At 69.6% G+C, this 23,000-nt stretch carries 18 protein-coding genes; 8 read left to right on the top strand and 10 right to left on the bottom strand.

What is annotated here, in order from left to right; genetic code table 11:
• The first annotated feature begins 61 nt into the window (after positions 1-61).
• From ACODR1_RS12815 to ACODR1_RS12795, 5 genes are read left to right on the top strand one after another with little or no spacing between them, the layout of a single operon-like run.
• Entirely contained in the window at positions 62-1,357 is a 1,296-nt protein-coding gene (locus ACODR1_RS12815) for an aconitase/3-isopropylmalate dehydratase large subunit family protein (protein ID WP_488880788.1), read from the top strand.
• Positions 1,357-1,845, top strand: coding sequence for a LeuD/DmdB family oxidoreductase small subunit (locus ACODR1_RS12810; protein WP_488880787.1), 489 nt, complete (start codon positions 1,357-1,359; stop codon positions 1,843-1,845). Before ACODR1_RS12815 ends, ACODR1_RS12810 begins: the two co-directional genes overlap by 1 nt.
• On the top strand, positions 1,842-2,702 hold the full coding sequence (locus ACODR1_RS12805; protein WP_488880786.1) for an isocitrate lyase/PEP mutase family protein: 861 nt from the start codon (positions 1,842-1,844) through the stop codon (positions 2,700-2,702). The genes ACODR1_RS12810 and ACODR1_RS12805 overlap by 4 nt, the downstream gene beginning before the upstream one ends.
• Positions 2,703-2,715: 13 nt before the next feature.
• Positions 2,716-3,660, top strand: a complete 945-nt coding sequence (locus ACODR1_RS12800; RefSeq protein WP_488880785.1) for a polysaccharide deacetylase family protein — start codon at positions 2,716-2,718, stop codon at positions 3,658-3,660.
• A complete protein-coding gene (locus ACODR1_RS12795; RefSeq protein WP_488880784.1) occupies positions 3,647-4,546 on the top strand; it encodes a polysaccharide deacetylase family protein in 900 nt (299 codons plus the stop codon). The genes ACODR1_RS12800 and ACODR1_RS12795 overlap by 14 nt, the downstream gene beginning before the upstream one ends.
• A 135-nt stretch (positions 4,547-4,681) precedes the next feature.
• On the opposite strand, the gene ACODR1_RS12790 is transcribed toward ACODR1_RS12795, so the two are convergent.
• The 7 genes from ACODR1_RS12790 to ACODR1_RS12760 form a co-directional block, all read right to left on the bottom strand.
• Complete coding sequence (locus ACODR1_RS12790) at positions 4,682-5,188, bottom strand: GNAT family N-acetyltransferase (protein ID WP_488880783.1); 507 nt, start codon at positions 5,186-5,188, stop codon at positions 4,682-4,684.
• Positions 5,185-6,522 carry an N-succinylarginine dihydrolase gene (locus ACODR1_RS12785; protein WP_488880782.1) on the bottom strand — a complete coding sequence of 446 codons (1,338 nt, stop codon included), beginning with the start codon at positions 6,520-6,522 and terminating at the stop codon, positions 5,185-5,187. Before ACODR1_RS12785 ends, ACODR1_RS12790 begins: the two co-directional genes overlap by 4 nt.
• A complete protein-coding gene (astD, locus tag ACODR1_RS12780; protein WP_488880781.1) occupies positions 6,519-7,967 on the bottom strand; it encodes a succinylglutamate-semialdehyde dehydrogenase in 1,449 nt (482 codons plus the stop codon). The genes ACODR1_RS12785 and astD overlap by 4 nt, the downstream gene beginning before the upstream one ends.
• On the bottom strand, positions 7,964-8,968 hold the full coding sequence (locus ACODR1_RS12775; protein WP_488880780.1) for an arginine N-succinyltransferase: 1,005 nt from the start codon (positions 8,966-8,968) through the stop codon (positions 7,964-7,966). The genes astD and ACODR1_RS12775 overlap by 4 nt, the downstream gene beginning before the upstream one ends.
• Positions 8,969-10,228 (bottom strand): hydrolase, encoded by a 1,260-nt coding sequence (locus ACODR1_RS12770; protein ID WP_488880779.1) that lies wholly within the window; start codon positions 10,226-10,228, stop codon positions 8,969-8,971.
• Between the two features lie 100 nt (positions 10,229-10,328).
• Positions 10,329-14,501, bottom strand: coding sequence for a translocation/assembly module TamB domain-containing protein (locus ACODR1_RS12765; protein WP_488880778.1), 4,173 nt, complete (start codon positions 14,499-14,501; stop codon positions 10,329-10,331).
• Complete coding sequence (locus ACODR1_RS12760; protein ID WP_488880777.1) at positions 14,498-16,279, bottom strand: autotransporter assembly complex protein TamA; 1,782 nt, start codon at positions 16,277-16,279, stop codon at positions 14,498-14,500. Before ACODR1_RS12760 ends, ACODR1_RS12765 begins: the two co-directional genes overlap by 4 nt.
• 262 nt (positions 16,280-16,541) lie before the next feature.
• Between ACODR1_RS12760 and ACODR1_RS12755 the strand changes: the two genes are divergently transcribed.
• From ACODR1_RS12755 to ACODR1_RS12745, 3 genes are read left to right on the top strand one after another with little or no spacing between them, the layout of a single operon-like run.
• Positions 16,542-18,068 carry a circularly permuted type 2 ATP-grasp protein gene (locus ACODR1_RS12755; protein WP_488880811.1) on the top strand — a complete coding sequence of 509 codons (1,527 nt, stop codon included), beginning with the start codon at positions 16,542-16,544 and terminating at the stop codon, positions 18,066-18,068.
• Positions 18,065-19,006, top strand: a complete 942-nt coding sequence (locus tag ACODR1_RS12750) for an alpha-E domain-containing protein (protein ID WP_101717749.1) — start codon at positions 18,065-18,067, stop codon at positions 19,004-19,006. Before ACODR1_RS12755 ends, ACODR1_RS12750 begins: the two co-directional genes overlap by 4 nt.
• A gap of 4 nt (positions 19,007-19,010) precedes the next feature.
• A complete protein-coding gene (locus ACODR1_RS12745; RefSeq protein ID WP_488880776.1) occupies positions 19,011-19,997 on the top strand; it encodes a transglutaminase family protein in 987 nt (328 codons plus the stop codon).
• Positions 19,998-20,076: 79 nt separating this feature from the next.
• On the opposite strand, the gene ACODR1_RS12740 is transcribed toward ACODR1_RS12745, so the two are convergent.
• From ACODR1_RS12740 to cysT, 3 genes are read right to left on the bottom strand one after another with little or no spacing between them, the layout of a single operon-like run.
• Positions 20,077-21,096 carry a sulfate/molybdate ABC transporter ATP-binding protein gene (locus tag ACODR1_RS12740; RefSeq protein WP_488880775.1) on the bottom strand — a complete coding sequence of 340 codons (1,020 nt, stop codon included), beginning with the start codon at positions 21,094-21,096 and terminating at the stop codon, positions 20,077-20,079.
• A 12-nt stretch (positions 21,097-21,108) separates the two neighbouring features.
• The gene (gene cysW / locus ACODR1_RS12735; protein ID WP_488880774.1) at positions 21,109-21,951 is read right to left on the bottom strand and encodes a sulfate ABC transporter permease subunit CysW; all 843 of its coding nucleotides are present in this window, start codon (positions 21,949-21,951) and stop codon (positions 21,109-21,111) included.
• Positions 21,951-22,820, bottom strand: coding sequence for a sulfate ABC transporter permease subunit CysT (cysT, locus tag ACODR1_RS12730; RefSeq protein WP_488880773.1), 870 nt, complete (start codon positions 22,818-22,820; stop codon positions 21,951-21,953). The genes cysW and cysT overlap by 1 nt, the downstream gene beginning before the upstream one ends.
• Positions 22,821-23,000 lie beyond the last annotated feature (180 nt).

Raw genomic sequence — 23,000 nt, 5'->3', positions numbered from 1 at the left:
TCTAGCCGGGGGTCCCGCGCCTACCCCGGTCGCCGCTGGATTTGACCGGGAGGCGACTAGGTTGGGTGCCCAAGGGAGCGGAAGGACGCTCGTCGAGAAGGTGATCGCCAAGGCCGCGGGCCTGCCGGACGTACGCGCCGGCGACCTCGTGACGGCCAAGGTGGATCTGGCCTTCGCGCACGACAGCAGCGGCCCGCGCCGCTGGCGTCCGCTGCTCGAAGATCTGGGCGTGGGCCTGTGGGACCCGTCCAAGGTGGCCATCGTCTCCGACCACTACGTCCCGGCCGTCGACGCGGAATCGGCGGCTATCCTGAAGGCCACGCGCGACTTCGCCCGCGACTATGGCGTCGGCGCCTTCTTCGACATGGTCGGCATCTGCCACCTCGTTTTGCCCGAGCACGGGCTGATCCGCCCAGGCGCCTTCATCGCGGGCGGCGACAGCCACACGCCGACGGCTGGCGCCTTCGGGGCCTATGCGGCCGGCTACGGCGCCACCGACATGGCCGCCATCGCCGCCACCGGCGAGACCTGGCTGGCCGTGCCGGAGACGATCCGCGTCGAGTGGACCGGCAGCTTCGCGCCAGGCGTGACCGCCAAGGACGTCATGCTGTTCCTGTGCCGGGAACTGGGCATGGACAACGCCTTCAAGGCGGTGGAATTCGCAGGCCCCTTGGTCGAGGCCATGCCGATGGCCGAGCGCATGGTGCTGGCCAACATGGCCGCCGAGCTGGGCGCAGAGACCGGCGTGGTGGCGCCCGACGCCGTGACCTTCGCCTATCTGGCCGCCCGCGGCGCACCGGTGACCAACGAGGCCGCGGCCCTGGCTCTGCATTCGGATCCCGACGCGACCTACGCCGCCGTCCACCGCTTCGACGCCTCGAACCTGGCGCCGCAGATCGCCGCGCCGCACTCGCCGGCCAATACCCGTGATGCGACCGAGTTTTCCGAGGTCCGCATCGACCAGGCCTATATCGGCGCCTGCGTCGGGGCCAAGATCGAGGACTTGAGGATGGCCGCCGACGTTCTGAAGGGCCGCCGCGTGGCGCCGGGCGTGCGCCTGCTGGTGGCCCCAGGCTCGGCCCGCACCGCAGAGCTCGCCGCCCGAGAAGGCGTGATGGAGACCCTGCTGGCGGCCGGCGCGGTGCTGATGCCGTCGGGCTGCGGCGCCTGCGCCGGCATGGGCGCAGGGATCCTGGCGCAGGGCGAGACCTGCATCTCGTCGACCAACCGCAACTTCCAGGGCCGGATGGGGCATGCGGGAGCCAACGTCTATCTCGGCTCGCCCTACGCCGTGGCTGCCGCGGCCGCGACGGGGCGCATCGTCGACCCCCGCCCCTTCCTGACGGGAGCCGCCTGATGTCCCGCGCCTTCGTCTTCGGCGACGCTGTCGACACCGACCTCTTGGCCCCCGGCAACCTGATGAAGCTGCCGCCGGCGGAACTCGCGCAGCACTGCCTGCGGGCCATCGCGCCAGACTTTTCTTCCACGGTTCAGGCCGGCGACGTGGTGTTCGCCGGCGCCAATTTCGGCCTCGGCTCGTCGCGCGAGCAGGCGGCCGTCTCCCTTCGACTTTTAGGCGTCTCAGCGGTGCTGGCGACTTCGTTCGCCCGCATCTTCTACCGAAACGCCATCAACCTCGGCTTGCCGGCCTTCGTGTTTCCCCAGGTCGGCGAGGTGAGCGACGGCGATCGGATCTCTTTGGATCCGGTCGCCGGACGTCTCGAGAACATCACCACGGGCAAGGTCTACGCCCTGACGCCGATCCCGCCGCACCTGATGGCGATGATCGAGGACGGCGGCCTGATCCCCCACCTGAAACGCCGCCTGAAGGGAGCCGCCGCATGAGCCTGCGCGACCGCCTCGCCCAAGATACGCCGCTGCTGGCCCCCGGCGCCTATGACGCCCTGTCGGCCCTGCTGATCGAGCAGGCCGGCTTCGAGGCCATCTATCTCTCCGGCGCTTCGATCGCCTACACCCAGCTTGGCCGGCCAGACATCGGCCTGGTGTCGTTCGATCACGTCGCCGACGTGGTTGGGCGCGTCGCCGAGCGCGTGAAACTGCCGCTGATCGTCGATGGCGACACGGGTTTCGGCAACGCCGTCAACGTGCAGCGGACGGTGCGGATCTTCGAGCGCATGGGCGCCTGCGCGATCCAGCTGGAAGACCAGACCTTCCCCAAGAAGTGCGGCCACCTGGCCGACAAGAGCCTTGTTTCGACCGCCGAAATGGCCGGCAAGATCAGGGCGGCGCTAGACGCCAGGGCCAGCGACCAGACCCTGATCATCGCCCGCACGGATGCGATCGGGGTGGAAGGCTTCGAGGCCGCGCTCGACCGCGCCCACGCCTATGTCGAGGCCGGCGCCGATGTGCTGTTCGTCGAGGCCCCGCGCACCATCGGCGAGATGAGCGCCATCGCTCACGCCTTCGCCGGACGTGTTCCGCTGCTGGCCAACATGGTCGAGGGCGGCAAGACCCCGCTGCTGGACGCCAATGAACTGGGCCGCATCGGCTTCAAGCTGGTGATCTCGCCCGGTGCCCTGGTGCGCGCCCTGGTGCCGACGGCCGAGGCCTTCCTCGCCAGCCTGAAGGCCAACGGCGCCACCCGTCCGTTCGCAGAGCGGATGATCGACATGGGCGGCGTGAACGACCGCATCGGCCTTGCTGATATGGCCGCGACCGGCGCGGCCTACGCCGCGAGCTAGCGTGGAGCGTCAGATGCAGGCCGATCCCAACCTCTACGACCACTGGCCCTATCGCGACCGGCCCAAGATCGTCTGGCCGGGCGGCAAGAAGCTGGCCTTCTGGATCGCGCCGAACATCGAATACTACGAGTTCGATCCGCCCAAGAACCCGCAGCGGCCCGGCTGGCCCAAGCCTTCGCCCGACGTGGTCGGCTACTCGCAGCGCGACTGGGGCAACCGGGTCGGCCACTGGCGGCTGATGGAGCTGCTCGACAAGTATGGCATGCGCGGCTCGATCTCGCTGTCGGTGGGCCTGCTGGACCACCATCCGGAGATCATCGAGGCCTGCGTGGCGCGGAACTGGGAGTTCTTCAGCCACGGGATCTACAACACCCGTTATTCCTACGGCATGGACGAGGCCCAGGAGCGGGCGGTGATCGAAGACTCGATCCGCTCGGTCGAGGCCGCCACCGGCCAACGGATCCGCGGCTACCTGGCCCCGGCCCTGACCCACACCGAAAAGACCTTCGACCTGCTGGCCGAAAACGACTTCTGGTACACCTGCGACCTCTTCCAGGACGACCAGCCCCAGCCGGTGAAGACCAAGACCGGCAAGCTGATCTCGATGCCCTATTCGCTCGAGGTCAACGACGTCATCACCTATGGCGCGCTGTCGATGAGCCCCTGGCGCTATGCCGACGTGCTCAAGCGCCACTTCGACCAACTGCTGGAAGAGGGCGAAAAGTCCGGCACGGTGATGTGCATCCCGCTGCACGCCTATCTGGTCAGCCAGCCGCACCGCATCCGGCCGTTCGAGGACGCCCTGCGCCACATCGCCGGCCACGACGAGGTTTGGATCACCACGGCCCGCGAGATCGCGCAGCACTATCGCGACAACTACTTCGACCAGACCGTGGCCGACATCGCCGCGCGCGGGCTGGCCATGCCGGGAACGGGGTTCGACAATGCCGCTGCCTGACGAACACCTGATCTATCCGCATCGGTCCTACGGCATGGACCAGGAACGCTACGCCTGGCGGCCGGTCACGCAGCGCGCACCGGTCGCGCTTCCGGGCGGCGCGGCGGTGACGGCGATGATCGTCGTGCCAATCGAGCACCATCCGCTCAATCCACCGGGCAAGCCGTTCAAGCACCCCGGCGCCATGGTCACCCCCTATCCGGACCTGCGCCACTACACGACACGCGACTACGGCAACCGGGTGGGCGTCTACCGCATCCTCGACGCCCTGAAGACGGCGGGGATGAAGGCGACCTTCCCGATCAACGCCGATCAACTCACGCGCCTGAAGCCTCTGATCGAGGCGATCCTGGCCGACGGCCACGAGATCGCCGCCTATGGCCTGTCGACTACCCACATCCACTGGGGCGGGCTGGAGCGCGAGACGGAAGCCGCCTGGGTCGCCGAGGTTCGCGCACGCTTCGACGCGGCGGGTCTGGCGCCCCGCGTGTGGCTGAGCCCGGCCCGGCAGCAGTCGTTCGCCACGCTCGACCTGATCCGCGCCGCCGGCTTCGACGTCTGCCTCGACTGGGAGCAGGACGAGGTTCCCGTGGCGATGAAGACCGGCGCCGGCGAGGTGATCGGCCTGCCGCTGTCCAACGAACTCGACGACCGCGCGCTGATGATCGACCGCCGCCAGAGCGAGGACGAGTGGGCGATCCAGGTGCTGGAGGCCGCCGACTACCTGACCCAGGACGCCGATCGGTTCGGTAGCCGGGTGCTGGGCTTCACCCTGACGCCGTACGTGACGGGTCAGCCGTTCCGGATCTCGGCCTTGCGGCGGTTGCTGACGGGGTTGGGGGAGATGGGCGTCAAGGCGATGACGGCGAGCGAGATCGCGGCGTAGATCCTCCCCCTGAAGGGGGAGGTGTCGGCGAAGCCGACGGAGGGGGACGTGGCTGCTCCCTCTGGCGACTTCATCGAACTCAGCAGGGGCTTCCCCCTCCGGCCCTTTGGGCCACCTCCCCCTTCAGGGGGAGGATCAGAGGATCAGCCCCATCGCGATGTCGTCCTCGAAGGTGCCGTCCGGGAAGCGGCCGCGCTTCTCCAGCCGTCCCTCCACGAGAAACCCCAGCCGCTCATAGAGCCGCAACGCCCCCGCGTTCCCCGCCCCAGCGTTGAGTTCCACGCGCACGATCGGCGGATCCATCGCCCGCGCCGCCGCGAACAGCGCCTCAAACAGGGCCGAGCCGACGGCCCTGCCCCGCCAGTCCGGATGCACGGCCACCGTCAGGTCCGAAAGTACGTGCGAGAACAGCTGCACCGGAATGCGCACGGCGTGGATCTCGCCGATGACGAGGCCGCCTTCATCCACCGCGACGAGGCCGACGCCATCAGCCAGGGCGGCGGTCAGCACGCGTGCGATATAGGCGTCGGTGATCTCCTCGGGCCTCCGGGCGATGCCGCCCGGGATCGAGGCCGTTGCGCGGTGGACGGCGGCGACTGCCGTGACGTCGTCCATGGTCGTGGAGCGGATCGAAAAGCTCATCCGTCCCTCTGGAACGGATAGAAGCCGCCGCCGAGGTCGAGGATGGCCGTCAGTTCGTCCAGCGCCTCGCGGCTTTCGACCAGCAAAGCCGGGTCGGCCAGATCAGCGGGCGCCAGGCGGTCGCGATAGCACCGCGCGCCCCAGTCTGCCAGGCGCTCGTGCAACGCCGCGTCGAAGCGCTGAGCCGGGTTGGCGGCGGCCAATTCGTCCTCGGTCAGCACCACCCGCAACCGCAGGCAGGCCGGACCGCCGCCGTTGCGCATGCTCTGGCGGACATCCGCGTACTCCACGCGGCCGATCGGACCGTTGGAAACGACCAGCCCCTCGGCCACGGCGCGAGCGCGGGGATTGTCGCGGGTCTCGCCGGGGGCCAGCAGAACCAGCCGGTCCTCGCCGGGCAGAACCAGAAGCTGGGAGTTGAAGAGGTAGCTCTTCACCAGGTCTTCGATCGGCAGGTCGCCCTGCGAGACCTCGACGAACACCGGCTCGAACAGGCCCTCGGCGGCGCGGCGGACCTCGTCCTCCATGCCGGCGCGATCCTCGAACGCGGCCTCGTGGAAGAACAGGGTCTCGCGCGTGCCCACGCACACCACGTCGTTATGGAAGGCCCCGCCGGCGATGGCTCGGCGGCCCTGGCGGGGGAAGACGGCGCGGGCGGCGGCGTGGCGGCGCTGGATCGCCTCGAAGGCCTCGCGGGTCTGGCGGGCCGGATAGGCCCCGCTCCAATGCTCCCAGGCCTCGCGGCCCCAGACGAAGAGGTTGACGCCCCCCGCGCCGTGCTCGGCGCAGAGCCGCACGTGGTTGGCCGCGCCCTCGTCGGCGAAGTGCGGCTGGCCTGGCAGAGGATCGTGGACGGCGAAGCGAGCCTCGTCCGGGAACAACCGGCGCAGAGCCCGCGTGGTCTGCGGCCCCTCCAGGCTGCGGTGCAGGTTGGTCAGCAGGTTGGCGGGCGTGAAGTGGACGCGGCCATCGGCGGTGTCGGCGCTGGGCGTGACGGTGGCCGCGTTGGCGGCCCACATCGGCGAGGCCGAGCAGGCCGCCGCAGCCAGGGCCGGCGCGGTCTTCCAGGCGCTCTCGATGACGGCGGCGTCGGGGCCGGCGAACCCGATCGACTTCAGGAAGCCCACGGCCGGCCGCTCGTGCGGCGGCAGCACGAACTGGGGCACGCCCCAGTCGGCCAGGCGCCGCATCTTGGCCAGCCCCTCCAGCACGGCCGCGCGGGGGTCCGACACCTGCCCGGCGTTGACCTGGCTGGCGATGTTGCCGGGCGACAGGCCGACATAGGAGTGGGTCGGGCCGACCAGGCCGTCGCAATTGGCTTCGACGGCCTTCACGGACGAAGGCCCTTGATGTCGCCCGTCGTGTCGAGCACCGCCCCAGCCTCGAAGCTGGCCACCGGATAGGCGCAATAGTCGGCGGCGTAGTAGGCGCTGGGCCGATGGTTGCCGGAGGCCCCGAGGCCGCCGAACGGCATGGTCCCGGCCGCGCCGGTGGTCGGGCGGTTGAGGTTGACGACGCCGGCCCGGATGCGGGCCACGAACCGATCCCACAGGGCCGGGTTCTCGCTGACCAGGCCGGCCGACAGGCCGTAGCGGGTGGCGTTGGCGGCGGCCAGCGCCTCGTCGAACGAGGCTACGCGGCGCACCTGCAGGATCGGGGCGAAGATCTCGTCGTCCGGAACTTCAACGCCGGTGACGTCGATCAGTCCCGGCGAGACGAAGGCCCCCGACAGCCCCTCGACGCGACCCGGTTCCAGCAGGCGCTTGCCCTCGATACGCCCGGCGGCGGCCAGGGCGTGGCCGGCGGCGCGTTCTGAGATCAGCGGTCCCATGAACGGCTCCTCGCCGTTCCAGGGACCGATCGAGAGGCGCGGCGCGAGGCCGAGCACGGCGTCGATGATCGCCTGCCCCTCAGCGCCGTCGGGCACGATCAGGCGGCGGGCGCAGGAACAGCGCTGGCCGGTGGTGATGAAGGCCGATTGCGCCACCAGGGCGGCGACGGCGGCCGGATCGCCGGCCTGCCAGGCGACCAGCGGATTGTTGCCGCCCAGCTCCAGGGCCAGGATCACGTCGGGCCGATCGGCGAAATGGCGGCGGAAGAAGGTCCCCGCCTGGGCCGAGCCGGTGAACAACAGGCCGTCGATCTCCTGGTCGATCAAAGCTTGGCCGACCTCGCGCCCGCCTTGCACCAGATTGACGACTCCGGCGGGCACACCCGCCGCCTCCAGCGCCTCGACCAGCAGCTGGCCGGCCAGGGGCGTCTCTTCCGAGGGCTTGAAGACCACGGTGTCGCCGGCCAGCAGCGCCGGCACGATGTGGCCGTTGGGCAGATGGCCCGGGAAGTTGAAAGGTCCCAGCACCGCCATCACGCCATGCGGCCGGTGGCGCAGCACGGCACGGCCGAAGGGCATGGCGTTCTCGGCGACGCCCGTCCGCTCATCGTAAGCCTTGATCGAGGCGTCCACCTTGCCGGCCATGGAGCCAATCTCGGCCTTGGTCTCCCACAGCGCCTTGCCGGTCTCGCGGCTCAGGGCCTCGGCGTAAGGTGCGGCGCGCTCGACCAGAACCTCCTTGTAGCGGCGCAGGATCGCGATCCGCGCCTCGCGCGGCAGGTCGGCCCAGGGATGGAAAGCCTTGCGCGCGGCGACGACGGCGGCCTCGACATCGACCGACGAGGCCGTCGCCGCGCGCCAGACCACTTCGCCGGTCGCCGGGTCGGTGGAAACGGCCTCGGGCCCCTGCCCGCTCTTCCACACACCGTCGATGAACACGCCGCTCATGCCTTCACCCGCACGCTGTCGCCTTCGACCACACCGAGCGCCTCGGCCGTCGCGCGATCCAGGATCGCCGCCTCGCCGTCGATCAGCGCCGCCGCGCGCACGGCGCGGAACCGCGAGACCTCGGTGGTCGACATCAGGGCCTCTTCGCCGAACGCATCCTCGCCGATCTTCACCCGCAGGCGCCTGGCGTCGCGCACCGTGCGGATGTCGTCGCGCGGGGCGGCCACCGTCGGGCCGGCGTCGAACAGATCAACGAGCCCCTGGTAGCGGAAACCTTCGCGCTCCAGCATGGCCCGGGCGGCCTCGCCGTCGCGGTGCACCTTGCCGATCACGTCGCGGGCGGCCGGCGCCAGGAGCTCGGTATAGATCGGATGGCGTGGCGCCAGGTCGAGGATGAACTGTCCGTTGGTCGATGCGCTCATCAGGTCGGCCTGGTCGAAGTCCAGCCGGAAGAACTTGCTTGCCAGATGCTCCCAGAACGGACAGCTGCCGTCCTGGTCGAACCAGCCGCGCAGCTCGGCCAGCACCATCTCGGAAAAACGCTGCGGCTCGATGCCGATCAGCATGTAGCGCGACTGGGCCAGCAGCCGCCCCGCCCCGCCCTTGCGCTTCTCGGGGCGCAGGAACAGCGAGCCGACCTCCGACCAGCCGGCGCACTCGTTCACCAGCACCAGGGCCTTGTGGTCGAAGCGCATCTCCAGCACCGGCGACGACTGGGCCAGGGTCACGACGCGAAACGAGAAGAACGGCCGCTTGATGCCGACCGCGGCCTTGACCCCCGCGACGCCGTCGACGACCCCGGTCTCCAGGTCTTCCAGCATCAGGGTGTACCAGGCCTCCAGCGGCGCGACGCCGGCCTGGAAGCTGGCCTCGGACAAGGCCAGGCGCTCTCGGAGCGTCGGCTCGTCCTCGGGCAGGCTGGTGAAGCCCCGTCCCGACAGCACGGCCAGTTCCATCAGGGAGTCGAAATCCGCCGATCCGGCGGGACGCACGACGAGCATTCAGAGGGTCTCCGGCATGGCGGCCATGGCCGCGCGGATGGCGTGGGCGTCGATGTCGCCGTTCGCGAGCTTCATCAGGGTCAGGGCCGACAGTTGCGCGCGCTCGACGAAGCTGGCCGGCCAGGCGTGTTCGGCCTCGCTGTGGATGTCGCCGCCGCGCACGCCCAGGCTGTCGATATTGGGCAGGCCCGAGGCGAAGAGGTTGTTGCCTTCGCAGACGCCGCCCGACGGCTTCCAGGCGATGTCCTGGCCCAGCAGTGCGCCGATCTCCTTCACCGCGCCGAACAGCTTCTCCTGCGCGGCGTTGAAGGGCTTGGCGCCGCGCGTGATGCGGCCGTGCAGGTGCGCGTGCAGCCCCTCGGCCGTGGTGGTGGCCACGATGGCGGCGATCTCGCCCTCCAGCCAGGCAGCATCGGCAGCCGAGGGAAAGCGGACGTTGAACCGCAGCACCGCCACGTCCGGCACCATGTTCAGCGGCGAGCCGCCGTCGATCTTGGCGACGTTGAGGGTGACGCCCTCGCGTCGGCCGTTGAGCCCATGCAGCGCCTGGGCCAGCCGGGCGGCCTCCATCACCGCGTTTCGGCCCGAGGCGAAGTCGCGGCCGGCGTGGGCGGCGCGGCCATGGACGACGACATGGAAGTTGCCCGAGCCCTTGCGCACGCTGGCCAGGGCGCCGTCGGCCAGGGCCGGCTCGTAGGTCAGGCCCACATGGCCCAGGCGCGCAAAATCGGCCAGGACCGGAGCCGAGGCGATCGAACCGATCTCCTCGTCCGGCGAAATCAGCACGCGATAGCCAAGATTGCCGGCCTTGGGATGCCGTTCGAACGCCTCCAGCGCGCCGAGCATCACGGAGAGACCGCCTTTCATGTCGGCGATGCCCGGGCCGTGCAGGGCGCCGTCCGGGCGGGTGCTGACGGTCTGGAAGCTGGAGGTCTCGGGATAGACGGTGTCGTAGTGGCCGGTCAGCACGACCTGCACCGGCGCCTCGGGCCGCACGACGACGGCGATGGCCGGCGGATGCAACTGCTCGACCTGCCGACCATCGGCGGCGATCTCCGGCGAGGCGGTCAGCGGGACCTCGGCCGGCGCGGCCGGCAGGGCCGAGAAGGCCTCAACCAGAACCTGCCTCTGCCGTTCCAGGCCCGCGATATTGCGGCTGCCTGAGTTGATGGCGCACCAGGCGACGGCCCGGTCGATCATCCGGGGCCCGTCAGCGGCCAAACTCCCCAGGACAGCCCGATCTTCGTCGTCGATCCGCATGGATTCGCTGTCTCCCTTGGCCAAAGCCTAGTCCAGGGAGCGCGGGCAAAACGTTGTTTCCTTTGGCGAGGAAACCGCGCGCCGACGCAAAAGCCTTGCTCTACTTATAGTCCTTTCGCCATTTCACCGACAGCTTGGCGTCGCCGTCGCCGCCGAGGCGCGAAACCAGCGACAGCGCCCGGCGAATGCGCCATTCGACCTGGGCCGCGGGCCCTTCACGGCCGCCGCCGATGATCTCCACATAGACGTCGTCGGTGACGTACTTGCCGCCCGCCACGGTCATGCCGGTGCTGCTCTCGGCGAAGGCCAGGCGGTCCAGCCGCGCGAAGCTGCGCAGGTTGCCGATCACGTCGAAGCCGCCGCCGCCGGCCAGAGACGCCAGGGCCGAGGCCAGCTGCGCAGCCTCGATCGGCGACAACTGGGCGGCCGACGATCCGAACAGCACCTGCGACAACACCTCGTCCTGCGGCAGTTCGGGTTTCGAAGTCAGGGTGATCTCCGGTTTGGCCGCCGTACCCTTGACCTGGATGATCGCCGTCAGGGCGTCGTCCTCGCGGGTGGCGGTCAGGTCGAGGCGGATGCGTTCCAGCTGGGTGGCCAGACGCACGACGCCGTCGTCGTCGAACTCGAACCGCTTGCCCGCGAAGTCGTATTCGCCGCGCACCACGCGGGCCACGCCGTCCAGCACCGGGCTGGCCGTGGTGCCGCCGACATGGGCGTCCAGCGACAGCTCGACGTCCAGGCCCCTGCCCTTGACGAAGATCCGGCGCGGAGCCTTGAGGGTGACGTCCAGCGCCATGCCCGAATTGGGCTTGCGCGGCTGGATCTCGACGCCCTGAACCAGGTCCTGCGGCCGGTTGCGCTCGATGACGTCCATGGAGACGACGCCGGCCGGGGTCTTGGATTGGGCCGAGACGTCGGCGCGATCGATGGTAAGGGCGCCCGACAGCTTCACCTTGCCGTCGGCGGCGCGGTTGATCGTCGTCTGGCCCGTGGCCTGGGCCTTGGCCAGCTCGTTGTCGATGACCTGGAAGTTCTTCATGTCCAGGCGGAAGCTGCCGACGCCGTCGCGCGCCAGGCTGATCCGACCCGCGGCCGTGGCCGTGCCGCCCCGGCCGTCGCCGGCCTGGGCCTGGCTGACGTCGATGGCGTTGTCGGCGAGGTTCGCGGTGATCGCCACGTCCTGCAGGCGCAAGCCGGTCTGGCCGTCCTCAAAGCGACCACCCGCCAGCGAAGCGCGGCCCACGAGGCGCGGATCGGCCAGGGTGCCGGCCAGCGTGCCCTCGGCGTCGATCTTGCCCGAAAGCCCCCGCTCGGGGCCAATCAGCAGGTCCCACAGCGGCTTGATCTCGCCCTGGGCCAGGAACCGGCCCTGAACCGCCCGACGGCGATCGATCGCCAGCCGGAAGGGCTTGGCCGAGGCTTCGGTGGGCAGGGTCAGGTCCGCCTCGGCCTTCAGCCCCTGAGGATTGCTGCCGTTGGCCCGGATGGTCATGACCTTGTCGCGCAGGTCGCCGTGGATGGTGGCGTCCAGCGACTGCTCGGCCTTGGCTCCGCGCTCGCGGGCGCCCGAGAGGTTGGCGTCCAACTCGCCGTCCAGCGCCTCGCCCTGGCCGCGCATCGAGACACGCGCGTCGATGCGGCCGGTCAGGTCAGGATTGAGCGCGGTCAGGCTGACCCCGACAAGGTCGGCGCGCAGATTGGCCTGCTCGCCGCCGACATCAAGGTCGAGATCGGCGCGGCCATCGCCGACGTTCAGGCGCAGGCGCCCCGATGTGCGCGGGCCGCCGAAGCGGATCTGGGCGGCCTCGCGGGTGGAAACCTCGGTGCGGGCCATTCGCCCCTGGGCGTCGAGGGTCAGGAGGTAGTCGTCGGCCTGCTGCGCCAGCACGCCGCTGCCGCCCAACCGCCAGCGCCCCGAAGGCCCCTCGCCGCGCGCATCGAGCGTCAGCGGCAGGCGGCTCATCGGCCCCGAGGCCTTGATGGCGGCGTTGCGGACCTTCCAGGCGCCGCCGGTGACGTCCTGGGCGGCCAGATCGAGCGTCGCGGTCGGCCCGCCGGCGGCGTCGACGATCTTCACCGAACCTCGCACCGAGCCCTGGGCCAGGAAGGCGCCGGGCCCAACGGCCACGGTCAGGTCGGCCGTCGCCGGACGCCCGTCACGCAGCGAGGCCGCACCGCCGGCCTTCAGCCCCCCGGCGTCGATGTCGAGGTCGGAAAGCTCCAGCCCGCCGGGCGCGAAGCTGAAGGCGGTCTTGCCGCGCGCCGGTCCGTACTGGCTGGTCGCCTCCAGAGCGGCGGTACCATCGGCGCCGTCGGCGCGCTTGGCGAAGGTCACCGCCAGCTTGGCGTCCTTAAGCGGCAGGCGCGGCAGGTCGATGCTGTCGAAAGCCGCATGGAGATCGGCGCGCGGCGCACTCAGCGTGCCGGTGATCGCCCCCGTCCCCGAGGCCTTGCCGCTGACCTCGACAGGGCCCGCGCCGAACGGCCCTTCGGCCGACCAGTCGAGCTTGAAGGCCAAGGCTCCACCGGGGTTCATGACCCCGGACGCCTTCGCACGGGCAGCCGAGCCGTCCAGCTTGCCGTCGGCCACCGAGAGCTTGCCGTTGTCCCAGGCCGCGCGGGCCGAGACCCGCGGCGCGGCGCCGAGCAAGCGATCCAGTTCGGCCAGGCCGCTGGCGAAGCCCGCGCCCCGCGCTTCGGCGTTGAAGTTCCAAGGCTTGTCGCGAGCCTGGCTGGCTGACCACTTGATAGCGGCCGAACCCTTCATGCCAGGGCGGATCGGCGCCAGGGAAGCCACCTTGGCCGTGCCGTCGAACGACAGGCCGCCCAGCAGGCCGCGCTGCCCCTCGCCCTCGACGACGATGTTGGGCGCGACGATCTTGGCGCGCTTGATCAGGAAGCGGCCATCCTTCAGGCGCGCCCCCTCGAAGTCAGCCTTCGGCGACCGGCCCAGCGGCGCCAGCAGGCCCTCGCCCGCCCCCCCCTCGCCCGCCGCCGAGGCGCGGATGGTCAGCTCGCCCTTGCTCCAGCCGACGAAGACCGGCCCCTTGGCCCGCGCCAGACGGTAGCCGAACAGTTCGAGGTTGGAGACGTCGCCCGGCCCCTCGACCGAGAAACCGCCATCGCCGAACTTGAATACGCCCTGGGCCCTAGCCGCGCCCATCTTGGGCATCGGGGTGATCTTGGAGAGATCCTTGACCGCCGCCGAGAAGGTAACGCCTTCCGGCGCGGTGCGGCGCTTGGCCAGGTCGGCCGGCCCGGTGGCGTCCAGCGACAGGTTGGGCGCGCGGAGCTTCAGCGACAGGTCGGTCAGCGTCCCAGCCTTGCGGCCGACGACATCGACATCCACCGCCGCGCCGAACATGCGCTCGTAGAGGTCGGTGTGGCTGGAGGCCGAAAGATCCACGTGGCCGCTGGCCGAACCGCCCTGGGCGTTCCAGGCTCCGCCGGCGCGGAGCGGGATCTCTTCCCCGCTCTGCGCCTTCACCGTGAAGGCGCCGGCCTCAGTCGTGCCGTTGGCCTTGGCGTCGAGCATGAAGGGCCGGTCGGCCGGCAGGCCCAGGCTCCCGGCCAGGGCGCCGCCCTTGGCCTCGCGGCCCACGGCCGTCAGCAGCATGGTCTTGTCGCGCCCAAGGTCGAAGACGAGGTCGAGGTGGTCGCCCGGATGCAGCCGGCTGGCCGCCGACAGCCGCCCGGCCTGGCCGCCCATCCGCGCCATCTCATAGGCGCCCGACAGGTCGAAGTCGCCGGCGACGTTGCTGAACGCCGGCCGCGTGACCAGCCGCAGCTTGAAGGCGTCGAGATCGGCCGATATCGGCGCGGCGCCAGACTTGCCCTTCGGACCCAAGGTCGGGCGGCGCACCAACGTGACTTGCCGCGCCTCGATGCTTTCGGCGTGGAAGCGCCGCCACCACAGCTCGCGCGGCTTCCAGACCACGCGCAGGTCCGCGCCCTCCAGCCACACGCCCTTCTCGTCGGAAATCGTCAACCGGCGCACACCGAAGTCACGCCAGATGTCGCCGGACAGGCCTTCGATCTTCAGCGTGCCGATGCGGCCAAGTTTCAGGCCGCTGGTGCGAGCTTCGAGGAAAGCCCGGCCCTGCGGAGTGATCACGCCGTAGCGCACGACGCCCAGGACGAGCGCCACGACGGCGACCAGGGTCACCGAGATGATGATCAGCCAGCCGGGCCCGCCAATGCGGCGCGCGACCTTGGCCGCGGCTTCGGCGACTTGTTCGACAGGTTCTGGCGGCGGCGCGGCGTCGGTCAAAAGCTCTGCCCGATGCTGAGATAGATCTGGAATGCCGAGTCGCCCTCGCGCTTCTCGAGCGGAAAGGCGATGTCGGCGCGGATCGGCCCGAAGCCGAGGTCGTAGCGGACGCCGAAGCCGGCGCCGACGCTGAAGTCGCGGGTGTTGGGGGTCGGCTCGGTTCCCACCGCGCCGGCGTCGATGAAGACCACCCCGCCCCACTGCTGGGTGAAGCGGTGGCGCAGCTCGATGGAGCCCTCGAACAGCGACAGGCCGCCTTGCGGCGTGTTGTCCGACAGGCGCGGGCCGATGGCCTGGTAGGAATAGCCGCGCACCGAACCACCGCCGCCGGAATAGAAACGCCGCGACGCCGGCACCTCGGGCATCGTGCCGCCCAGCATGGCGCCGAGCTTCAGCCGTCCCGCCAGTACGGTGTCGGCCTCCTTGCCGAACGGGATGTAGGCCGAGCCCTGGGCCTGGGTCCGGATATAGACAAGGCTGGTCTCGCCGGTGATGGCGGTCGGCTCGGCCCGCGCCTCCACCCGCCAGCCGCGCCGGGGATCCAGGATGTTGTCCGAATAGTCCCAGGCATAGGCGCCCAGCGCCGTGAAGGTCGCCAGGTTCAGCCGCTGCCCGACCGGCAAACCGTTGGCGGTTGTCCGTTCCTGGGTCTGCGACAGGTCTACCGAGAGCCCGTAGGTGCGATAGCGGGTCGTCTGCAGGCGACGCGTCAGATCCGCGCTCAATGTGGCGCCGGTTTCGTCATAGGCGTCGGTGGTGTCGGCGAACACGCGGCTGGTCAGCTTCAGCGTCTGCTGCGGACGCCCCCAGTGCGGCAGCGCCACCGAGCCCTCCAGGCTCTTCTCCAGCTTGGCGACGCGAGTGGTGATCGTCGTGGTGTCGGCGCGACGCAGGCGGTTGTAGCGGATCCACTTGGCGTCGACGCCAGGCCCTTCGCTGGTCGAGTAGCCGGCCCCGAGTTCCAGGGTTCGCGAGGCGCGATCAGACAGGGTCACCTGGATCGGGCGAAGGCCTTCGGGCGTAGCCTTGTCCTTGGACGCCAGGGCCACCGAAACCGTGTCGTAGACGCCGGTGTCGCGCAGGCGGCGCTCGAGCTCGGCGATGTCCTCGGGGTCGTAGACGTCGCCTTCCTTCCAGGGGGCGAGACGCTGGAGCCAATCGATCCGCGTGCGGCCCTTGGTCGACAGTTCCACGCCGTCGACCTTCACCAGCTCGCCGGCGGCGATGACGAAGGTCGGGCGCACGGTGTGGTCGGCATGGTCGACGATCACCTGGCGCGGATCGGCCATGGCGTCGGCATAGCCCAGCTTCTGGACCTGGGCGACGGCTCGGCCCTCGGCGCCCAATATCTCGGCGGCGCGACCGGCCGCGCCCTCGGTGAGGCCGAGCACGGAGAAGGCGCGCTCGCGCACGCCCTCGTCAGGCGGTTCTCCGGACCAGTCGATACGGGGATCGGCGATGACGAAGAGCTGGCCGGGCGTGACCTTCACCGTGCCGCGCGGCGGGTCGGTCTCGGTGACGTCCGGATCGACGACATAGGCGTAGTAGCCCTCGGCGCGCAGCACGGCCACGGCGTCGTCGGCGGCGTCACGGGCGCGGCGGCGCGCCTCGGACCGGCTGGCCGGCGGACCATCAGATGGGGTCAGGGCGCGCTGGATGGCTTCGCGCAGGGCGCGATCCTCGACGCCGGTGATGGTCGCCGATGGTTCGTCCGCTTTAGCCTGAGCCGCCACGGCCGCAATCGCGGCCGCCAAGCCCAGGACAGTCGTCTTACGCACCAAGCCAAGTCCCCGCACGGAGCGCCCCCACGACCTCGTGTAGTCGGGCGCTTCACGGCTGTCACCCGACGAAATGCTGCGGGAGCGAACGATCTCGACTTCTCAGGCCCGGCAATCGGCGCCCAAATGCTAGGCAGTCATGCGCAACCGCGCGGCGAGGGTCGAAATCCGCCGCGAACCTTTTCGAGGCGTTCTAGGTTTCCATCGACCAGCGCCGCTTCGGCGCGGGTCCAAGAGACGGACAATCAACGTGGACACCGGCGTGGCGGCAAAATTACAGAGCCTGGACGAGGCCCCAACCCTGCCGATGACGGGCGCGGCCTATCTGCCAGGCATAGCTTACGACGAGATGTTCGCCGCCGGCGGCGACGTGCGGGCCCACTACGCCCCGTTGCAGTCGCGGATGGCGACCCTGGGCGCCTCGGCCCTGGCTGACCGGCAGAAGACGCTGGAGCGCTCGTTCCTGCTGCAAGGCATTACCTTCACGGTGTACGGCGCGGGCAGCGCCACCGAGCGGATCATCCCCACCGACCTCTTTCCGAGAATCATCCCGGCCGCCGAGTGGGCGCGCATCGAATCGGGCCTGACCCAGCGCCTGCAGGCGCTGAACATGTTCCTCGCCGACATCTACGGCGAACAGAAGATCCTGATGGACGGCGTGGTGCCGCGCGAGCTGGTGCTGGGCGCGCCCTCGTATCGCCGCGAGATGCAGAACCTCTACGTGCCGCACAAGTCGTACGCCAATGTCTGCGGCAGCGACCTGATCCGTGGCCAGGACGGCGAGTTCGCGGTGCTGGAGGACAACCTGCGCGTCCCCTCGGGCGTGTCATACATGCTGGCCAACCGCGACGCGGCCAAGCGCACCTTCCCGGGCACCTATCGCGAGGCCGGCGTGCGGCCGGTCGAGCGCTATCCCGACCTGCTGCTGGCCACGCTCAAGAGCATGAGCGCCGATTGGCGGTCGGACCCGCAGGTCGTGGTGCTGACCCCCGGCGTCTACAACAGCGCCTATTACGAACACGCCTATCTGGCCCGCCTGATGGGCGTGCCGCTGGTCGAGGGCCGCGACCTCGTGGTCCACGACAACATGGTCTACATGCGCACCACCACCGGCCTGCGCCGGGTGGACGTCATCTATCGCCGCGTCGACGACGACTTCATCGACCCCCTCACCTTCCGCCGGGATTCGTCGCTGGGGGCGGCAGGCCTCTTCAACGCCTATCGCGCCGGCAACGTGGTGATCTGCAACGCCCCGGGCACGGGCGTCGCCGACGACAAGGCCGTCTACGCCTTCGTGCCGGACATCATCCGCTACTACCTGGGCGAAGACCCGATCCTGCCCAACATCGAGACCTATCTCTGCCGCGAGAAGAGCCAGCTCAGCCACGTGCTCGACAATCTCGACAAGCTGGTGGTCAAGGCCGTCGGCGCCTCGGGCGGCTACGGCATGCTGGTCGGCCCGCACGCCAGCGCCCAGGAACGCGCCGACTTCGCCGACGCCCTGAAGGCCGACCCCGCCAACTATATCGCCCAGCCGACCATCCAGCTGTCGACCGCGCCCTGCCTCGTGGACGGCCGCATCGAACCGCGCCACGTCGACCTGCGCCCGTTCATCCTGTGCGGCGAGAAGACCATCGTCACGCCCGGCGCCCTCACCCGCGTGGCGCTCAAGCGCGGCTCGCTGGTCGTGAACTCCAGCCAGGGCGGCGGCTCCAAGGACACCTGGGTGCTGGCCGAGGAGAACGGTCACCACAACGGCAATGGCCACGGCAAGGGAGGCCCGCAATGATGCTGGCTCGGGTCGCCGACAGCCTCTACTGGCTGGGCCGCTATATCGAACGCGCCGAACACCTGTCGCGCCTGTCGAGCGTGATGCTGAACGCCACGCTGGACCAGACCGATTCCGGCATGCAGGCGGTGTGGATCGCCCTGTCGGCCGTCGGCGACGACGGGGCCGGCAAGGTCTCGCCGTTCGAGGCGGCCCGCGCGCTGGTGCTGGACCGCTCGGACCCCAACTCGGTGGTCTCGTCCCTGACCATGGCCCGCGAAAACGCCCGCCAGGTGCGCGACCAGATCACCACCGAGACCTGGGAGCGGCTCAACGTCCTCTATCTGCGGGTCACCGATCCGGGGGCGGAGGCCGAGTTCGCCGACAACTCGGTGTCGTACCTGCACGACGTGATCGCCGACGTGCACCTGTTCAAGGGCGCGGCCGACGCCACCATGAGCCATGGCGAAAGCTGGCGGTTCATGATGCTGGGCATGTACCTGGAGCGGGCCCAGCTGGTCTCAAGCCTGCTGGAGGTGTGCTTCGCCCAGGCCCCCAGCCGCGAGATCCACGACCATCTGGCGCTGGTCAGCCTGCTGCGCATGGCCTGCGCCCTGGAACCCTACCTGCGGGTCTACACTGCCGAGATCGAGCCCCGGCACATCCTGGAGTTCCTGGTCTTCGACGAAGACTTCCCGCGCTCGATCCGCTTCGCCACCTCGCGCATCGAGGAGCACCTGACGGCCCTGGCCCGCCACGTCGAGGCCGCCGGCCGCGCAGCCCCCGAACGGCTGGCCGGCAAGCTCAAAGCTCGCCTGCAATACGCCGATGTCGACGAACTGGAGACCATCGGCGCCGGGGCGCTGCTGACCACCGTGGTCAACGAGTGCGCCCGCATCCACGAAGCGATCTACGAGACCTTCGTCTCCTATCCCCTCGAACTGCGACTGCCGGCCTGACACCATGCTGCTCGAAATCCGCCACGTCACCCAATACCACTACGAGCGTCCCGTCCGCGAGAGCCTGATGGAGCTTTGGATGCAGCCTCAGAAGGGCGCGCGCCAGCGGCTGGTCAGCTTCGAGCTCGACGTCGAGCCGGCCGCCCAGCTGTTCTCCTATCCCGACAGCTTCGGCAACGCCGTCTATCACTTCGACGTGCCCCACCCGCACGATCGGCTGACCATCATAGCCCGCTCGGCGGTGGAGACCGAACACGCCGCCGAACTGCCCGACAAGCTCGACATCGGCGAATGGGACCGCCTGCGCAGCGAATTCGTGCGCGGGGAATGCTTCGACTTCCTGCGCCCGCACGGCTTCGTGCAGACGACCGAGCGCCTTTCGGCCTTCATCGCCCAGCACGACCTGGAGGCCCTGCGTCGCCAGGATCCGCTGACGGCGCTGCGACGCCTGAACGAGACGCTCTACCAGTCGTTCGGCTACCAGCCCGGGCTCACCGACGCCGACAGCCCCATCGACCTGGCCCTGGAGGCCGGCAGCGGCGTCTGCCAGGACTTCGCCCACATCATGCTGGCCATCTGCCGCAGCTGGGGCCTGCCGGCGCGCTACGTGTCGGGCTACCTGTTCACCGACCGTGACGCGGGCGACCGCTCGGATCCCGACGCCACCCACGCCTGGATCGAGGTGTTCCTGCCCAGCCTGCGCTGGGTGGGTTTCGACCCGACCAACAACTGCCTGACGGGCGAACGCCACGTGGCCGTGGCCGTGGGTCGCGACTACGCCGACGTCACGCCGTCGCGCGGGGTCTACAAGGGCGACGCCGAGAGCCATCTGGCCGTCGGCGTGACCGTGCGCCGGGCCCGCGCGGCCCTGGCCGAGCCGGAATTCCTGCGCCTGTCAAAACCGGCCTCGTTCGGCGCGCGCCGGCGTAATGGCGACGCCGCGGTTCACCAGGACCAGCAGCGCCAGCAACAGCAACAGCAGCAGCAATGAAAAACGGCCCCGGCGGACATACGCCGGGGCCGAACTTCATCAGTCGATCTTCACCAGCGGGGTTGCGCCCCTGGTGACCTCAGGCCGCGTAGACGTGGCTCTTGCCGACGGCGAGCTTCACCGAACCGGCAAAACGATCGGCATCGGCGCGCGAGGCGGCGATTTCGATCCGCGCGCCGTTGGCCAGCACGGCGTCGACCCGCGCCAGGGCGCCCTGGGCGTTGACGCGTTCGACCCTGGCTTCCACGCCGACGTCGGCCAGAGCGAAGTCATGCGGACGCACGAAGGCCACGGCCGCGCCGTCGGCGACGCCGGAAGCCGGCAAGGCCAAAGGGCCGGCCACGAACTTGCCGCCCTCGACCTTGCCCTCGAAGCGATTGGACTCGCCCACGAAGCCGCAGACGAAGGCCGAGGCCGGAGTGTCGTGCACCTCGCGCGGGGTGCCGATCTGCTCGATCTGGCCCTTGTTGAGGATGGCCACGCGGTCGGCCAGTTCCAGGGCTTCTTCCTGGTCGTGGGTGACGAAGATGGTGGTCACGCCCGTGGCGTCGTGCACGCGGCGCAGTTCCTTGCGCAGCGACTTGCGCACCGTGGCGTCCAGCGCGCCGAACGGCTCGTCCAGCAGCAGCACGCTGGGCTGCACGGCCAGGGCGCGCGACAGGGCCACGCGCTGGCGTTGGCCGCCCGACAGTTGCGAGGGATAGCGGCCGCCCAGGCCGTCCAGCTCGACCAGCTTCAGGAGCTCGTCGACGCGCTTGGCGATCTCGGCCTTCGGAGGCTTGTCCTTGCCCTTACGGACGTCGAGGCCGAACGCGATGTTCTTGGCCACGGTCATGTGCTTGAACAGCGCATATTGCTGGAAGACGAAGCCAACCCGGCGTGCGGCGGCCGAGGCGTAGGTGACGTCCTTGTCGTGGAACAGCACCTGGCCGGCGTCGGGGAACTCCAGCCCCGCGATGGCGCGCAGCAAGGTGGTCTTGCCCGAGCCCGACGGCCCCAGCAGCGCTAGCAGTTCGCCGTCGGCGATCTCGAGGTCAACATTGTTCAGCGCCGGATAGCGGCCAAACTGCTTCTGGACGGAACGGATGGAGATGGTCATGAGGCGTTCCGTTTAGTGGCCGCCCCGGCGCACGGCCGGTTGAGCGACTTCGAGGGCGGTCTTCAGCACGAGGGTGACGATGGCGAGCAGGCACAGCAGGGCCGCCACCGCGAACGCCCCCACGAAGTCGTACTCGTTGTAGAGGATCTCGACGTGCAGCGGCATGGTGTTGGTCAGGCCGCGGATGTGGCCGCTGACCACCGATACGGCGCCGAACTCGCCCATGGCCCGGGCGTTGCACAGCAGGACGCCGTACAGCAGGCCCCAGCGCACGTTGGGCGTGGTCACCCGCCAGAAGGTGTAGAGGCCCGAGGCGCCCATGGAGATGGCCGCTTCTTCCTCGCTGGTGCCCTGCTCCTGCATCAGCGGGATCAGCTCGCGGGCGACGAACGGGAAGGTGACGAACACGGTGGCCAGCACGATGCCGGGCACGGCGAAGATGACCTTCAGATCGTTGTCGAGCAGCCATTCGCCCAGCCAGCCCTGCATGCCGAACACCAGTACGTAGATCAGGCCCGCCACGACCGGCGAGACCGAGAACGGCAGGTCGATCAGAGTGATCAGGAACGACTTGCCCGGGAAGTCGTGCTTGGCCACGGCCCAGGAGGCGCAGAGGCCGAAGATGGCGTTGAACGGCACGGCGATGGCCGCCGTCAGCAGAGTCAGCTTCACCGCCGCCAGGGCGTCTTCGTGCAGGACGGCTTCAACGGCCGCCGGCACGCCCTTGCGCAGGGCCTCGGCGAAGACAGCGACCAGCGGCAGGATCAGCACCAGCGCCAGAAAGACCATGACGACGCCGATGACCAGCGCCTTGACCCAGGTCGGATCCTCGGTGGGGTGACGGGCGCGCGCCATCAGACGAACCTCCGCGAAAAGGCCTGGATGGCGTTGATGACGAACAGCATCACGAACGAGACCACCAGCATGACCACCGCGATCGAGGCGGCCTGGGCATACTGGAACTGCTCCAGCTGGATGATGATCAGCAGCGGCGCGATCTCGGACTTGTAGGGCATGTTGCCGGCGATGAAGATCACCGAGCCGTACTCGCCCACCCCTCTGGCGAAGGCCATGGCGAAGCCGGTCAGCCAGGCCGGCCCCAGCGCCGGCAGGATCACCCGCCAGATGGTCTGCAGGCGGCCCGCGCCCAGGCTTGCCGAAGCCTCCTCGACGTCGGCCGACAGGTCGCGCATCACCGGCTCGATGGTGCGGACCACGAACGGCAGGCCGATGAAGATCAGGGCGATGGTCACCCCGGCCGGATTGTAGGCGGCCTTGATGCCCAGCGGGGTCAGGAACTGACCGATCCAGCCGTTGGGCGCGTAGAGGGTGGCCAGGGCGATGCCAGCCACCGCCGTCGGCAGGGCGAACGGCAGGTCGACCAGGGCGTTGATGATGGTCTTGCCTGGAAACTCGTAGCGAACCAGCGCCCAGGTGGTCAGCACGCCGAATACGCCGTTGGCGATGGCGGCGACCAGGGCCGCGCCGAAGGTCAGGCGATAGGCGGCCAGGGCGCGCTCGGAAAAGGCGGCGGCCACGAATTCGGACGGCGACAGCTCCGCCGCTTTCAGCGCCACGGCCGACAGCGGAATCAGCACGACCAGCGACAGGATCGACAGCGTGACGCCCAGGGTCAGGCCAAAGCCGGGAATCGCGGACCGACGGCGAAACAGCGGACGACGCGCCACGGCGGGACGTTGCGCGGCAAGGGATTCGGCGGTCATGTCCTGATCGTCGTCCTGGTTCCGGCTGCGGCTCGCGGCCTCAAAGTGAACAAACGCGCGGGCTGCGCCTCGACGTCGAAGCGGCGCCAAGTTGGTGCGCTTAAATCTCCACTGCGCCGATGGGGTCAATTGAGATTTCTCGGGCGAGGCCCGTAGAAAAACTGTCCCTTCCGCAACCTG

The sequence above is a fragment of the Caulobacter sp. FG7 genome, from assembly GCF_057808875.1.
Note: the sequence above shows the minus strand (reverse complement) of the source record. Positions and strands in the feature narration are given on the sequence as shown.

What these genes read in the sequence shown, in the direction of transcription:
- ACODR1_RS12810 (WP_488880787.1), top strand. Translation starts at nt 1,357, where the DNA reads ATGTCCCGCGCCTTCGTCTTCGGCGACGCTGTCGACACCGACCTCTTG.
- ACODR1_RS12805 (WP_488880786.1), top strand. Translation starts at nt 1,842, where the DNA reads ATGAGCCTGCGCGACCGCCTCGCCCAAGATACGCCGCTGCTGGCCCCC.
- ACODR1_RS12800 (WP_488880785.1), top strand. Translation starts at nt 2,716, where the DNA reads ATGCAGGCCGATCCCAACCTCTACGACCACTGGCCCTATCGCGACCGG.
- ACODR1_RS12795 (WP_488880784.1), top strand. Translation starts at nt 3,647, where the DNA reads ATGCCGCTGCCTGACGAACACCTGATCTATCCGCATCGGTCCTACGGC.
- ACODR1_RS12790 (WP_488880783.1), bottom strand. Translation starts at nt 5,188, where the DNA reads ATGAGCTTTTCGATCCGCTCCACGACCATGGACGACGTCACGGCAGTC.
- astD (WP_488880781.1), bottom strand. Translation starts at nt 7,967, where the DNA reads ATGAGCGGCGTGTTCATCGACGGTGTGTGGAAGAGCGGGCAGGGGCCC.
- ACODR1_RS12775 (WP_488880780.1), bottom strand. Translation starts at nt 8,968, where the DNA reads ATGCTCGTCGTGCGTCCCGCCGGATCGGCGGATTTCGACTCCCTGATG.
- ACODR1_RS12770 (WP_488880779.1), bottom strand. Translation starts at nt 10,228, where the DNA reads ATGCGGATCGACGACGAAGATCGGGCTGTCCTGGGGAGTTTGGCCGCT.
- ACODR1_RS12750 (WP_101717749.1), top strand. Translation starts at nt 18,065, where the DNA reads ATGATGCTGGCTCGGGTCGCCGACAGCCTCTACTGGCTGGGCCGCTAT.
- ACODR1_RS12745 (WP_488880776.1), top strand. Translation starts at nt 19,011, where the DNA reads ATGCTGCTCGAAATCCGCCACGTCACCCAATACCACTACGAGCGTCCC.
- ACODR1_RS12740 (WP_488880775.1), bottom strand. Translation starts at nt 21,096, where the DNA reads ATGACCATCTCCATCCGTTCCGTCCAGAAGCAGTTTGGCCGCTATCCG.
- cysW (WP_488880774.1), bottom strand. Translation starts at nt 21,951, where the DNA reads ATGGCGCGCGCCCGTCACCCCACCGAGGATCCGACCTGGGTCAAGGCG.
- cysT (WP_488880773.1), bottom strand. Translation starts at nt 22,820, where the DNA reads ATGACCGCCGAATCCCTTGCCGCGCAACGTCCCGCCGTGGCGCGTCGT.